The sequence below is a fragment of the Azoarcus sp. KH32C genome, assembly GCF_000349945.1.
In the GTDB taxonomy this organism is placed as follows: domain Bacteria; phylum Pseudomonadota; class Gammaproteobacteria; order Burkholderiales; family Rhodocyclaceae; genus Aromatoleum.
Genome location: NC_020516.1, coordinates 4048796 through 4062682 on the forward strand (window position 1 = coordinate 4048796; position 13887 = coordinate 4062682).

A 13887-nucleotide genomic window follows, 5' to 3' on the forward strand; every position below is an offset into this window, starting at 1 on the left:
GGAACCTGTTTAGCCGGGGATGACGGCGATGGTTTTGCGGACCTTGGTGCCGTTGCCGTCAGCGGGACGCTCCTTGCGGCGGAAGGCCGCGAGGAGTTGGCCTTCGCGCATTCGGGCGTGGCCCAGGTAGCGTTCGCGGATGTGGCCGAAGCCGCGGATCTGCTCGGGCAGGCCCGCAAGTTCGATGGCGGTCTCGTAGTTCGCCTTCTCGACGCCGATGACGATCTCCTCGACGATGCGCTCGTAGTCGGCGATCAGCTGACGGTCGAGCTTGCGGTCGTGCGTGCGGGCGAAGGGGTCGAGCGCCGTGCCGCGCAGGCCCTTCATCTTCGCGAGCATGCGCATCGCCTTGAGCATCCACGGGCCGTACTTCTTCTTCTGAAGATGACCAGTCTGCGGATCCTTGTCGGCGAAAGCCGGCGGCGCCATGTGGAAGACGAGCTTGTAGTCGCCTTCGAACTGCTCCTCGACGCGCTTGAGGAAGTCGCTATCGGTGTAGAGACGCGCCACTTCGTACTCATCCTTGTAGGCGAGCAGCTTGTAGTAGCCACGGGCGACGGCTTCCGTCAGCAGCGTCATGCCGGGCTCGACCTTCTTTTCGGCGGCGCGCACGCGCTCGACGAGGTTCGCGTAGCGCTCGGCATAGGCGGCGTCCTGGTAGTCGGTCAGGAAGGCCTTGCGGCGGGCGATGACTTCATCGACGCTCTTCGACAGCTTGTGATGCTCCGGCGTGCCGTGCTGCGGCTTCGCGGCCTTGGCGACGGCTTCCGGGTCGACCGCGGCGCGGCGGCCCCACTGGAAGGCCGACTTGTTGGCCTCGACGGCGGCACCGTTGAGCTCGATCGCCCGCATGATCGCGTCGCGGGTCAGCGGCACGAGGCCGCGCTGCCAGGCGAAGCCGAGCATGAAGAGGTTGGTCGCGATCGAGTCGCCGAGGATCGCGGTCGCGAGGCGCGAGGCTTCGAGGAACTCGACGTTCTGGTTGCCGACCGCGTCGACGATCTGGTTCTCCATCGAACCGGCCGGGAACTGCGGGTCCGGGTGCTTCGTGACGTTGCCGGTGCGCGCCTGGGCGGCGAAGCCGCGGACGAATTCGCTGGTGTTGGTCTGGTCGCGGTTGATCACGACGCGGGTGTGGCCGGTACGCATCTTCGCGAGCGATTCGTCACTCGCGGACACGACGAGGTCGCAGCCGATGACGACGTTGGCTTCACCGGCGGCAACGCGCGCAGCGAAGATGTCTTCGGGCCGGTTCGCGATCTTCACGTGCGACCACACCGCCCCACCCTTCTGCGCCAGGCCGGCCATGTCGAGGATCGACACGCCCTTGCCTTCGAGGTGCGCGGCCATGCCGAGCAGCGCGCCGATCGTCACGACACCGGTGCCGCCGACGCCGGTGACGAGGATGCCCCAGGGCGCGTTGGTCGCCGGCAGCGTCGGTTCGGGCAGCGAAGCGAAGACGTCCGCCGCAGCGGTCGCGGCCTTGCCCTTGCGCAGCTTGCCGCCTTCGATCGTCACAAAGCTCGGGCAGAAGCCTTTTACGCACGAAAAATCCTTGTTGCACGAGGACTGGTCGATCGTGCGCTTGCGGCCGAATTCGGTCTCCACCGCCGTTACGGACATGCAGTTCGACTTCTCGCTGCAGTCGCCGCAGCCTTCGCAGACGAGGTCGTTGATCACGACACGCATCGCGGGATCCGGGAACTTGCCGCGCTTCCTGCGGCGGCGCTTCTCGGCGGCGCAGGTCTGGTCGTAGATGATCGCGGTGACGCCCGGCACTTCGCGCAGCTCGCGCTGCACGGCGTCGAGCTCGTCGCGGTGGCGGATCGGCACGCCGTGCGGCAGGTCGGCCGGGCCATACGCGCGCGGTCCGTCATTGACGACGATGATGTTGCCGATGCCCTCGGCGGCAAGCTGACGGGCGATGATCGGCACCGACAGCGTGCCGTCATGCGGCTGGCCGCCGGTCATTGCGACGGCGTCGTTGTAGAGGATCTTGTAGGTGATGTTGACCTTCGCCGCGACCGCCGCGCGAATCGCGAGGATGCCGGAATGCATGTAGGTGCCGTCGCCGAGGTTCGCGAAAACGTGCGGCGTCTTCGTGAAGGGCGCCTGGCCGACCCAGGGCACGCCCTCGCCGCCCATCTGGCAGAAGGTCTGCGTCGTCTCGGGAGACAGCCAGGTCGCCATGTAGTGGCAGCCGATGCCGGCGATTGCGCGCGAGCCTTCCGGGACCTTGGTCGAGGTGTTGTGCGGGCAGCCCGAGCAGTAGTGCGGCACGCGCTGGATCGACAGGCGCGGCTTGGCGAGCGCGGCTTCCTTGGCGTCGAAGAAGGCGAGGCGCGCCTTGATCTTGTCCGAGGTGTAGAAGCGGGCGATGCGGGCGGCGATCACGCGGGCGATCATCGCGGGGGTCAGGTCGCCCGCGGCGGGCAGCATCCAGTCGCTGTGCGGCAGCGCCCACTCGCCCTTTTCGTCGAACTTGCCGATGACGCGCGGACGCACGTTCTCGTTCCAGTTGTAGAGCTCTTCCTTCAGCTGGTATTCGAGGAACTGGCGCTTTTCCTCGATCACGAGGATCTCGTCGAGGCCGTCGGCGAACTCGCGCACGCCTTCGGCTTCGAGCGGCCACACCATGCCGACCTTGTAGAGGCGGATGCCGATCTCGGCGGCGACCTTGTCGTCGATGCCGAGGTCCTCCAACGCCTGGCGCACGTCGAGGTAGCTCTTGCCGGCGGTGATGATGCCGAGCTTGGCGTTCGGGCTGTCGATGACGGTCTGGTTGAGCTTGTTCGCGCGGCAGTAGGCGAGCGCGGCATACAGCTTGTGATGCACGAGGCGCTTTTCCTGCACCAGCGGGGGATCGGGCCAGCGCAGGTTGAGGCCGTCGGCGGGAATCGGGAAGTCCGCCGGGATGATGGTCTGGACCTTGAACGGGTCGATGTCGACCGAGGCCGAGGTCTCGACGGTATCGGTCAGCGCCTTGAACGCGACCCAGCAGCCCGAGTAACGCGACAGCGCGAAGCCGTGCAGGCCGTATTCGAGGTAGTCCTGGATGCCCGCCGGGGCGAGCACCGGCATCATCATCGACTTGAAGACGTGCTCGGTCTGGTGCGGCAGCGTCGAGGACTTGGCGCCGTGGTCGTCGCCGGCGATCACGAGCACGCCGCCGTGCTTCGAGGTGCCCGCGGCGTTGGCGTGGCGGAACACGTCGCCGGTGCGGTCGACGCCCGGGCCCTTGCCGTACCAGATCGAAAACACGCCGTCGTACATCGCGTTCGGGTCGAGGTTCACCTGCTGCGTGCCCCACACGGCGGTCGCCGCGAGGTCTTCGTTGAGGCCGGGCTGGAAGCGGACGTGATGCGGTTCGAGGTATTTCTTCGCCTTCCAGAATTCCTGGTCGACGTTACCCAGCGGCGAGCCACGGTAGCCGGTGACGAAGCCGGCGGTGTTGAGCCCCGCGGCCTGGTCGCGCAGGCGTTGCATGATCGGCAGGCGAACGAGCGCCTGGATGCCGGTCATGTAGGCGCGACCGGAAGTCAGCGTGTACTTGTCGTCGAGCGCGACGGGAGCAAGGGGGGCGAGAGCCGGGGATTGGATATTCGACATGGCGCGTGGTCCGTCGCAGCCCCTGGACGCGCGGCGCTCGTGACGCCCCGATCCGGCCTGCCGACGTTGTCTCCTGTGTGGTTGCTGTTATGGTCGTTCGCGGCATCGAACGACGAGTCAGCATCGTAAGGAGAACTCGCGGCGGAGAATTTTCTCGTTGTCGGGCGATTTGCCCCGTCGAAGGAAAAATTTTTCGCGAAACGGCGATTTCGGAAAATTTCTGCAGCAAGACGAAGAATGCACCGCAACATCGGGCTGCCGGGGCGAGAGCGCCCTCCCCCTCCGGATCGCCCGGCGGCCCTGGGGTTGGAGCGGCTAAACGGTATCCAGCGCGGCGACGACTGCCGCGGCAAGATTTTCCCGGTCCGGGATGTCGGCGAACACCTTCCGCGCACGCATGCCCTCGATAACATAATCGACGCCGAAGAAATCGACGCCGAGCACCCGGACACCTGCGGGCGAGGACAGCTGCCGCAGCAAGTCGCCCTCGTCGCCTGCGGAAAGGGTGGGCAGCGCGGCCCACGCCTCTGCCTCGAGCCATCCCATCCGCCCGAGCCCACCGATGTAGCGCACGCGGCGGGGCGCGAAGCGGAAGAACATGAAGTCGAGCTGCAGGTATTGCTCGGCCTCCGGCTGGTAGCGGAGGTAGCGCGCGACCAACTCGGGGGCCGGATCGAAGCGCTCGGCCTCGCCCAACAGCGTCATCCGCTCGGCGGCCTGCACGTTACTACTCTCACGCCCGACGACCGACAGGCTCGCCCGCCCGTCGGCGAGCAGGTTCTTGGTGTGCTCGGCGAGTGCGCTGATGCAGAACAGCGGGCAATGCGCGTCGTCTACGACACAGGGGAGCGCCGTGGCGTAGGGGTAGCCGGGGAACTGCGTCGAATGCGTCGCGACGGTGACGAAGGCGGCTTCGTGCAGGAGACGGATGGCGGCGGCGGTAGCGATCTTCATGGTCGACAATTTCCGCTTCCGGCAGTCCGCCGTCAATCTTGTAGGAAATTTTGACAGCTTCGCCCCACGCAATCGGCCAACATAACGAATGGCGGCAATCCGGACGGCAGCTGAGGCCCTCCCCCGCCCAAGCAGCATGAGGAGTTGTGATGATGAATCGAATGCGCCCCGCAGTCCTTGGCATCGCGCTGCTGTGCCTCGTCGGCACCGCAAACGCGGCCGACGTCCGGCCCGGACAATGGGAATTCCGCACGACGCGCATGAATCTCGGCGGCCTGCCGGATATGTCGTCTCAAATGTCGCAAGCACAGGAGTACCTGCAGAACCTGCCTCCCGACATGCGGCGGATGGCCGAGCAGCAGATGGCGGCGCGCGGTGTGCGCCTGAACAACGACGGGACGGTGCGAAGCTGCATCACCCCCGAGCAGGCCAAGCAGGACAACATCTATTCCGGCCGTACCGAAGGCAACTGCACATTGTCGAACGTCGTGAAAAGCGAATCGACGGTGACGGGCCATGTCAGCTGCGCGCAGCCGCAGGCGAACGGCAACTTCGAGGCGAAGCTCGATGGGCCGGAGCACTTCACGACGCGCGTCAACATGAAGACGCAACAGGGCGACATGCACGTCGAGACCGACGCGCGCTGGGTCGGCGAGCAGTGCAGCGCACCGGTACGGCCCCGCCGGTCTCCAGGCTCGTGACCGCCTAGCCCGGGATACCCGGAGGCGGATTCCCGAACAAGCACAACAAGGGAGGGAGAATTGGACAGGAGACATTTTCTTTCGTCGCTTGCGTCGGCGGCCGCGCTCGGCTGCGTATCCGCCCGCGCCCTGGCGGCGGCTCCAAGCGAAGCGGACCAAGGGACCGAGGCGATCCAGGCACGGCTGCGCGAGCTCGAGACCGCAGCCCAGGGGCGGCTCGGGATCCACATCTTCGACTCGGCGACGGGCCAGGAATACGGCTATCGCTCGGACGAGCGCTTCATGATGCTGAGCTCGTTCAAGCTGCTCGCGAGCGCGCTGGTGCTGCACCGGGTCGACGTGGGCCAGGAGTCGCTCGACCGTCGCATCGCCTACACGAAGGACGATCTCGTCCCCTGGTCGCCGATCACCGAAAAGCACGCCGACGGACGCGGAATGACGCTCGGGGAGCTGTGCGAAGCGACGATCACGACCAGCGACAATACGGCCGCGAACCTGATCCTCGCGAGCTACGGCGGACCGCCCGCGCTGACCGCTTACGCGCGGCTGCTCGGCGACGGCATCACCCGCCTCGACCGCTTCGAACCGCAGCTGAACGAAGGGCATGCGGATAAGCTCCTCGACACGACGACGCCGCGGGCGATGCTTTCGACGATGCAAATGCTGGTGCTCGGCGACTCGCTTTCCGCGGCCTCGCGCCTGCGCATGCAGCAGTGGCTGCTGGCAAACACGACCGGCGGGAAGCGGCTCAAGGCGGGCCTGCCGGGAGACTGGCGGATCGGCGACAAGACGGGCACGAACGGCACGGCCGCGAATGACATCGGCGTGATCTGGCCTGCCAATCGCGCGCCGATCCTCGTTGCCGCCTACCTTGCCGAAAGCGAGGCCGCGAGCCACGAACGCGACGCCGCGCTCGCCGCGGTGGGAACCCTCATCCAGGACATCGTCGCGTAAGTCAGCTCAGTTCAGATGTCGAGCTGCAGGGCCGCCAGCCGCGCGTACAGGCCGCCCTGCTGGCGCAGGTCCTCCGGCGTGCCGATCTCGACGATACGGCCGTGCTCCATCACGACGATGCGGTCGGCCTTCTGCACGGTCGCGAGCCGGTGGGCGATCATCAGCGTCGTGCGCCCCTGCATCGCGGCGTTGAGGCCTTGCTGGACGAGGATCTCGGCCTCGGCGTCGAGGGCGCTCGTGGCCTCGTCGAGGAGCAGGAGCGGCGCGCCCTTGAGGATCGCGCGGGCGATCGCGATGCGCTGGCGCTGGCCGCCCGACAGCCGCGTGCCGCGCTCGCCGAGGAAGGTCCGGTAGCCCTCGGGCAGGCGGACGACGAACTCGTCGACGAGCGCCGCCTTCGCCGCTTCGACGACTTCCGCATCGCTCGCGCTATTGCGGCCGTAGCGGATGTTCTCCATCACGTCGGCGGAAAAGATCACCGGATCCTGCGGCACGATCGCAATCCCCTGGCGCAGCTCATGCAGACGCAGTTCGCGGATGTCCTGGCCGTTGAGGCGGATGCTGCCGCCCGAGACCTCGTAGTAGCGCAGCAGCAGCTGGAACATGCTGGTCTTGCCGGCACCGGACGGCCCGACCAGCGCGACACTTTCGCCGGGCGCGACCTCAAGGCAGATATCGTCGAGCGCCCGCGTCTGCGGGCGGGCCGGATAGCAGAAGCGCACGTGCTCGAAGCGGATCGCGGCCTGGCGTGGGTTGGCGGGCTTCTGCGGCTCCGCAAGGTCGCGGATCGCCGGATCGGCGTGCAGCAGTTCCAACAGCCGCTCCGCGGCACCGCCCGCGCGCATCACATCGCCCCACACTTCCGCCATCGTGCCGACGCCGCCGGCGACGAGGGCGGCGTAGAGGACGAAGGACGCGAGCTGGCCCTGCGTCATCGCGCCGGTGCGCACCTGCTGCACGCCGACCCACAGCACGAAGATGATCGTGCCCATCACGGCGGTGATGATCAGGGCCGTGAGCGCGGCACGCACGCGAGTGCGGCGCACGGCCGTCACGAAGCTCGCATCCGTCGCGGACGCAAAACGGCCCGCCTCGTAGCGCTCCTGTGTGTAGGCCTGCACCGTCGGCATCGCATTGAGGATTTCACCGGCGAGGGCCGAGGCGTCGGCGATGCGGTCCTGCGATTCGCGCGACAGGCGCCGGACGCGCCGACCGATCAGCATGATGGGCAGGGTCAGTATCGCCATCAGCCCGAGGTTGAGCGAGAAGAGGTGGATGCTCGTGACGGCGAGCATCACCATGCCACCGACGAACTGGAAGAAGCTCCGCAGCCCCATCGATACGGAGCTGCCGACCACGGTCTGGATCAGCGTCGTGTCGCCGGTCAGCCGCGACAGCACTTCGCCGGTCTGCAGCGTCTCGAAGAACTGAGGCGACTGCGAGAGCACGCGCGCATAGACGGCGCTGCGCAGGTCCGCGGTCGCCCGCTCGCCGATCCACGACACCGTGTAATAGCGCGACGCAACCGCCACGGCCCAGGCACTCGCGAGGCCGAACAGCGCGAGAAACTGCTCGTCGACGCTCAGACCGCCGAGCAGCCTTCCGCCAACTTCGGGATGGTCGGTGAAGCCGAAGTCGACGAGGTCGCGAAACGCCAGCGGCATCACCAGGATGGTCGAGGACGCGAGGCACAAGAGTACGAAGGCGAACAGCATCCGCGCGCGATAGGGCCGCAGGAAAGGCCACAGGCCTTTCAGCGCGGACAGGCGGCGGGGATTTGCTGCCGGGGCCGGGGCATGATCGGACATTTGCCCCATTATGAGTCCTTTCCCGAGTGCTTATTGAAACAGGATCTTCGCCGCCAACCCCACCAGCCCGCAAACCGCGATCACCTCGATGACGTTGCGGCGGAAGCGGAACAGCGCGACCGCGGCGGCCAGCGCGATCAGCGCCGAGGGGACGTCGAAGGGACCGGCGAAGCCCTTGGGCCACAGCACGTGGTAACCGAAGAAGACTGCGAGGTTGAGGATCACGCCGACCACTGCGGCGGTGATCGCGGTGAGCGGCGCCGTGAACTTGAGGTCGTTGTGCGTCGTCTCGACCAGGGGCCCCCCGGCGAGGATGAACAGGAAGGACGGCAGGAAGGTGAACCAGGTGACCAGCGTCGCCGCGAGCGCACCGGCGAGGAAGACGGCGTCCGGCCCGAACAAGGCCTTCACATAGCCGCCGACGAAGCCGACGAAGGCGACGACCATGATCAGCGGCCCCGGCGTGGTCTCGCCGAGCGCGAGGCCATCGATCATCTGTACCGGCGTCAGCCAGCCGTAGTGGTCGACCGCGCCTTGGTAGACGTAGGGCAACACCGCGTAGGCCCCGCCGAAGGTCAGCAGCGCGGCCTTCGTGAAGAACCAGCCCATCTGCGTCAGCGTGTGACCCCAGCCCCAGGTCGCCATCAGCAGCGCCATCGGCACCACCCACAGCAGCGCGCCGACCACGATCACGCGCGCAAGCCGGCTCCAGCGGAAGCGGGCGTGCTCGGGCGTCGGCGTGTCGTCGTCGATCAGCGCCGGACCGAAGGACTTGTCCGCCTTGCCGTGCCCGCCTCCAGTCTTGAAGCGCTCGGGCGCGACCCGACCGCCGACGTAACCGATGAGCGCCGCGGCGCCGACGATCACCGGGAACGGCAGGTTCAGCGCGAAGATCGCGACGAAGGACGCCGCGGCGATGGCCCACAGCAGGTTGTTCTTCAGCGCCCGCGAGCCGATGCGGTGCGCCGCCTGCACGACGATCGCGGTGACCGCCGGCTTGATGCCGTAGAAGAGCCCCGCAACGACCGGCACGTCGCCGAAGGCGATATAGATCCACGACAGCGCAATCAGGATCAGCAGCGACGGCAGCACGAACAGCCCGCCCGCGACGATGCCTCCCCGGGTTCGGTGCATCAGCCAGCCGATGTAGGTCGCGAGCTGCTGCGCCTCCGGCCCCGGCAGCACCATGCAGTAGTTGAGCGCGTGCAGGAAGCGGCGCTCCGAGATCCAGCGCCGGTTCTCGACGAGCTCCTGGTGCATGATCGCGATCTGCCCGGCGGGCCCGCCGAAGCTGATGAAGCCGAGCTTGAGCCAGAACGCGAAGGCCTGCCAGAAGCCGACCGGCTCGGGAGCGGTCGCCGTGTCGACAACGAGGGCCTCGGATGGGGTCATGGCACGCGATCTCCTTGCCTCAGTCGGCCCCTCATACTACAGGCCGCGACGATTCCGCGGTGCACCACGAGGCACCGCGGGCGTCGAGCTCCGCCTCCCCTTATGCGACGCGGAAGCGCCGTGCCGTATCCTGCAGCACCGTCGCCACCGACTCCAGCTGCTGTGCGGCCGAAGCCGTCTGGCGCACGGCCGCGCTGTTTTCCTCGGTCATCTGCGCGATCTGCTCGACGCGGCGCGCGATGTCGTTGCTCGTCGAGGACTGCTCATTCAGCGCGTTCGTGATCTCGCCGACGACCACGAGGACGTTCTGGGACTGTGCGTCGATCAGCTGGATCGACTGCCCCGCTTCGTCCGACAGGCGCGCGACGCCGTCCATCTCGGCAACGACCCTTTCCATGCTACCGACGGTATCCGCCGTCACGGACTGCACCAGCCCGATCGTCTCGGCGATCTCCTTCGTCGAATTGGCGGTGCGCTCCGCGAGCTTGCGCACTTCGTCCGCAACGACGGCAAAGCCGCGGCCATGCTCGCCGGCGCGCGCCGCCTCGATCGCGGCGTTCAGCGCCAGCAGATTCGTCTGCTCCGCCACCTCGCGGATCACGGCGACGATCGACGAAATGCGTTCGGTCAGCTCGCCGAGTTCGCGGATCTTCTCGGCGGTCGCCTGGACGGACCGGGATGTGTCGGTGTCGGCAGACACCAGCGCACCGATGATGTTGCGACCTGCGACGGAGGCCTCGCCCGAGCGGGTTGCCGAATCGCACACCTCGCGGGCGCTGTCGGACACCTGCGAGATCGACACCGACATTTCCTCGACCGACGCTGCCATCGACACGGCGGCCTGAGCGTGGTCCTCCGTCGAATGGGAGAGCTGGGTCGTCGCCGCCGCAAGCTGGCTGCTCATCGCGGCAATGTCTTGCGAATTGTGTTGCAGCGAGCCGACGATCTCGCGCAGCGCGGCCTGCATGCGACTGCAGGACTGCAGCACCGACGCGAGTTCGTCGCGCCCGCGCGCCTCGATGTTCTGCGACAAGTCGCCGTCGGCAATGCGTTGGGCGATGTGCTGCACCTTCGTGAGCGGACGGACGATCGACACGACGATGCGCCACGCGAGCGCCAGCAGGAAGCCCGCCGCGACGACGAAGATCAGCCCGGCGCGGACCAGAGCGCCGCGGAATTCGGTGGCAACGTCATCGACGTAGATGCCCGTCGTCACCACCCAGCCCCAGGGCTCATACAGCGCGCTGGTCGACACCTTGGGCACCGGCGCGCTACCGGCGCCGCGCGGCCAGATGTAATCGACGAAATCGCCCTTGCCGCGCTTGGCCGCCGCGACCGCTTCGACGACGATCAACACGCCGTTGGCGTCCTTGAGACCGGACAGATCCTTGCCTTCGAGCTCGGGCTTCATCGGATGGCGGATCATGTGGTGGGCGGTGTCGACGATGAAGAAATAGTTGTCGCCGTCGTAGCGCAGCGCGCCGACCGCAGCCTTCGCCTGCTCGCGCGCGGCATCGGCCTCCATCTTTCCGCCCGCCGCGAGATCGCCGTAGTGGCGGATCAGCGTCATCGCGTTCTCCACCAGCGCCTGGGTCTTCTGTCGTCGTTCCTTGATCGTTTCGTTGCGCTGGTTCCACGCGGAAGCCAGCGATACGACCGCAATCAGGAGCATCGCGGTACCGACGAGCAACCACAGGCGGTTGCGGATTTTCAGACTCGACAACATGAGGACCTTCTGGAGAAGTGGGGAGAACGCCGCTCCAGACAGGGAACCCAGAGACGACCGAACGGAGGATCGACGTCGGCACAGGGAAACCGACGACACGAGCCATCATACGATAGTCATATGCCGACATGGAAGCACCGGCCCCCGAAACGGGTACCGGCAACGGGGGGTGGCGCCGCGACGCCGTCGGTTTTCGACATGGCCAGCAATCCATTCGACGTAGCGAATGCCATCGAATCGATCAAGAACGCCGCCCCGCGCACCCTATTTCAGCGAGATGAGATAGGCGATCACGTCGGCCCGCGCGGCCGCGTTCGGCAGGCCGTCGTACTTCATCTTGCCGCCGACGACGGTCTTCCGCGGAAGCTGGAGATAGGCATCGAGCCGGTCAGGCGTCCATTCGATACCCGACTGCCTCATCGCCTCCGAATAGCCGGAAAAATCCGCCACCGACCCGGCCTTGCGTCCGATGACGCCATGCAGGCTCGGCCCTTTCTTGTTCGTCCCGACAACCGGACTGTGGCAGTCGCCGCATTCCTCGGCGAACACGTTCCGGCCCTTGCCGGCGTCACCGATGGCCCAGGCCTGCGGCGCCGCAAATACCGCCCCCATGCAGAGGGCGGCGGCGATGATGTGCGTTCTCGACGTCATGATTCCACCTCAGATCGACATCCACATGAACAGCATCGTGGTGTTGTTGTCACGGGCGCGTCGCTCGTTGCCGTCCGCATCCAGGAAGGTCGAGCCGCCCATGAAGCGCTCGTACCCGGTGTATTGCAGGCCCAGGCGCACGTTCGCCCACGGCGCGCCCCAGGAGCCTTCCTTGCCCCACGGCGTCCAGTCCGCCTGCAGGATGTAGCCCGAGGTGTTCGGCTTGCCGTTCAGCGAGCTCGAGTTGAGGGTCGCGTCGCGGTTGCCGCGGCTGTCGAAATAGCCCGCCGTCAGGCCCCAGGTCTGCGCGTAGTGGTACGAGGCCGCAAGGCGGACCTGGTCGAGGCTGCCGCCGCGCTTGTCGGCTTCGCCCAGCTTGCCGGCGGTGTAGTCGAGCGTCTGCCATTCCTTCATGTAGCTCGCGTTGACGGTGAAGATGTGCTCGCGATTGCCGAGGAACTGGTAGGCCGCGTCGATTCCCATGTCGCGGTACTTGTCGCCGGTGCCGAGGTCCGTGCGGTCGGGCTGCAGGTTGGCGTCGAACCCCGACAAGCCGACCGAGAAGTTGTCGCGCTTGCGGTCCATGAGATACGCGAGCCGCCAGTACTTGCCGACACCCTTGAACTTGCCGGGGTCATCGGCGTTGATGCGGTCGAGCGTGGTCTTCGACAGCGTGTTGTAGAGGCCCGCTTCGGCATACAGGTGGTTGTCGAAGAACATGTAGGCATTGGCGCCGATCACGCCGCTCGCGAGGCTCTCGACGAGCGGCGACGGGCCGAAGCCGGCATTGAAGTCCGACGCGGTGTAGGGGAATCGCCACTGGCCGAGCGTATTGAGGGGATCGGTGAGCGTCGGGTTCGAATTGAGCGACAGGCCGAACATCGTCTCCTTGCCGCCGAGCTCCACCGCGCGCGCATAGCGCAGGTCGGCCTGGTCGAGCGCGCTCTTGCGATCGACGCCGGACCAGGTCGCCTGCACGAAGGTGCCGAGGTTGTCGGCGAGACGGCCCGCGAGGAACAGCGAAGCTTCCTGCATCGCGGCATTGTCGTTGCTACCGAAGTGCTTGATCTTGTCGCCGTCGGCGGCATCCTTTTCGGTGCGCGTCCAGTTCGCGACCATCATCGCCGACAGCGGCACCTTGCCGCCCTTGCCGTCGGTGTCGGCGTAGCCGCCGATCTTGAACATCCTGCCGTAAGGCGTGAGCTGCGGGCCGAAGGCGCCGACGTGGCAGGCCGCGCACTCCGAACCGGTCTGACGCGCGTAGCTCGGCAGCGCATGCGCCGCCGACGCCGCGAGTCCGAGCAGCATTCCCGCCGCCAGCGCACGCACGCTCCGCATCGATGATACTTCCATATCCATTCCTCTTTCGCAGGTGAGAATGGGCGGATTCTCGGACTATGAAGCTTGCGAATGCCTGACGAATGTCCATGCCCGCTCGTCAGGCATTCGCAAGCTTCAGCCGTGGATCATTCGCCGACTTCTGAACGGAGACGGGGCATGGACAAGGGAAGCGACAAGATCAGGAAGGCAAGCGTCTTCGGTCTGGGATCGGCAGGCCTGATACTGGTCGGGGCATTGCTCGCGGGCGCCGGCAAGGTCGCGCTCGATCACACCAATACCGTAGAGTTCTGCACGTCCTGTCACGAAATGAAGGACAACAACTACAGCGAGTACAAGGACACGATCCACGCGCACAACCGCAGCGGCGTGAAAGCCACCTGCGCCGACTGCCACGTGCCCCACGAGTTCGTCGACACCATGGTGCGCAAGCTCAAGGCGTCGAATGACGTGTTCCAGCATCTCGCGGGCACGATCGACACGCGCGAGAAATTCGAAGCCCGTCGCCTCGAGCTCGCGAAGCGCGTGTGGCAGCGGATGAAGGACTCGGATTCGCGCGAATGCCGAAACTGCCACGACGTCGAGGCGATGGCCGCCGACAAGCAGGGCACGACTGCGCGCAAGCAGCACCAGAAACTCGCGTCCGGCGAGCGGACCTGCATCGACTGCCACTTCGGCATCGCACACAAGGAGCCCGACGGAGGCGTCGAGCCGCTCGATCTCGTGAAACAATAGCCGTCACGGCGCTCTCCAT

General features: G+C 66.5%; 10 protein-coding genes. 3 read left to right on the top strand and 7 right to left on the bottom strand.

Annotation, left to right across the window (positions count from 1 at the left end; genetic code table 11):
- Nucleotides 1-9 precede the first annotated feature (9 nt).
- Both AZKH_RS18080 and AZKH_RS18085 read right to left on the bottom strand, forming a co-directional pair.
- Nucleotides 10-3609: an indolepyruvate ferredoxin oxidoreductase family protein gene (locus tag AZKH_RS18080; RefSeq protein WP_015437236.1), complete on the bottom strand. Its 3600-nt coding sequence runs from the start codon at nucleotides 3607-3609 to the stop codon at nucleotides 10-12.
- A 315-nt stretch (nucleotides 3610-3924) separates the two neighbouring features.
- Nucleotides 3925-4563, bottom strand: coding sequence for a HugZ family protein (locus AZKH_RS18085; protein WP_015437237.1), 639 nt, complete (start codon nucleotides 4561-4563; stop codon nucleotides 3925-3927).
- A gap of 149 nt (nucleotides 4564-4712) precedes the next feature.
- Here AZKH_RS18085 and AZKH_RS18090 point away from each other — a divergent pair, with 149 nt between their 5' ends.
- The gene (locus AZKH_RS18090; RefSeq protein WP_015437238.1) at nucleotides 4713-5264 is read left to right on the top strand and encodes a DUF3617 domain-containing protein; all 552 of its coding nucleotides are present in this window, start codon (nucleotides 4713-4715) and stop codon (nucleotides 5262-5264) included.
- Between the two features lie 60 nt (nucleotides 5265-5324).
- Entirely contained in the window at nucleotides 5325-6218 is an 894-nt protein-coding gene (bla, locus tag AZKH_RS18095) for a class A beta-lactamase (RefSeq protein ID WP_015437239.1), read from the top strand.
- An 11-nt stretch (nucleotides 6219-6229) separates the two neighbouring features.
- On the opposite strand, the gene AZKH_RS18100 is transcribed toward bla, so the two are convergent.
- From AZKH_RS18100 to AZKH_RS18120, 5 genes are all read right to left on the bottom strand, one after another.
- Entirely contained in the window at nucleotides 6230-8035 is a 1806-nt protein-coding gene (locus AZKH_RS18100; protein ID WP_015437240.1) for an ABC transporter transmembrane domain-containing protein, read from the bottom strand.
- Between the two features lie 21 nt (nucleotides 8036-8056).
- Nucleotides 8057-9418 (bottom strand): chromate efflux transporter, encoded by a 1362-nt coding sequence (gene chrA / locus AZKH_RS18105; protein WP_015437241.1) that lies wholly within the window; start codon nucleotides 9416-9418, stop codon nucleotides 8057-8059.
- Between the two features lie 100 nt (nucleotides 9419-9518).
- Nucleotides 9519-11144: a methyl-accepting chemotaxis protein gene (locus tag AZKH_RS18110; RefSeq protein ID WP_015437242.1), complete on the bottom strand. Its 1626-nt coding sequence runs from the start codon at nucleotides 11142-11144 to the stop codon at nucleotides 9519-9521.
- Nucleotides 11145-11408: 264 nt separating this feature from the next.
- Entirely contained in the window at nucleotides 11409-11795 is a 387-nt protein-coding gene (locus AZKH_RS18115) for a cytochrome c family protein (RefSeq protein ID WP_015437243.1), read from the bottom strand.
- 9 nt (nucleotides 11796-11804) lie between these two features.
- Nucleotides 11805-13148: a hypothetical protein gene (locus AZKH_RS18120; RefSeq protein WP_015437244.1), complete on the bottom strand. Its 1344-nt coding sequence runs from the start codon at nucleotides 13146-13148 to the stop codon at nucleotides 11805-11807.
- A gap of 144 nt (nucleotides 13149-13292) precedes the next feature.
- Here AZKH_RS18120 and AZKH_RS18125 point away from each other — a divergent pair, with 144 nt between their 5' ends.
- A complete protein-coding gene (locus AZKH_RS18125; protein ID WP_015437245.1) occupies nucleotides 13293-13868 on the top strand; it encodes a NapC/NirT family cytochrome c in 576 nt (191 codons plus the stop codon).
- Nucleotides 13869-13887 lie beyond the last annotated feature (19 nt).

Bases quoted from the DNA above. Each gene is read 5' to 3' on its own strand.
- AZKH_RS18080 (WP_015437236.1), bottom strand. From the start codon at position 3,609: ATGTCGAATATCCAATCCCCGGCTCTCGCCCCCCTTGCTCCCGTCGCG.
- AZKH_RS18085 (WP_015437237.1), bottom strand. From the start codon at position 4,563: ATGAAGATCGCTACCGCCGCCGCCATCCGTCTCCTGCACGAAGCCGCC.
- AZKH_RS18090 (WP_015437238.1), top strand. From the start codon at position 4,713: ATGATGAATCGAATGCGCCCCGCAGTCCTTGGCATCGCGCTGCTGTGC.
- AZKH_RS18100 (WP_015437240.1), bottom strand. From the start codon at position 8,035: ATGGGGCAAATGTCCGATCATGCCCCGGCCCCGGCAGCAAATCCCCGC.
- chrA (WP_015437241.1), bottom strand. From the start codon at position 9,418: ATGACCCCATCCGAGGCCCTCGTTGTCGACACGGCGACCGCTCCCGAG.
- AZKH_RS18110 (WP_015437242.1), bottom strand. From the start codon at position 11,144: ATGTTGTCGAGTCTGAAAATCCGCAACCGCCTGTGGTTGCTCGTCGGT.
- AZKH_RS18115 (WP_015437243.1), bottom strand. From the start codon at position 11,795: ATGACGTCGAGAACGCACATCATCGCCGCCGCCCTCTGCATGGGGGCG.
- AZKH_RS18120 (WP_015437244.1), bottom strand. From the start codon at position 13,148: ATGGAAGTATCATCGATGCGGAGCGTGCGTGCGCTGGCGGCGGGAATG.
- AZKH_RS18125 (WP_015437245.1), top strand. From the start codon at position 13,293: ATGGACAAGGGAAGCGACAAGATCAGGAAGGCAAGCGTCTTCGGTCTG.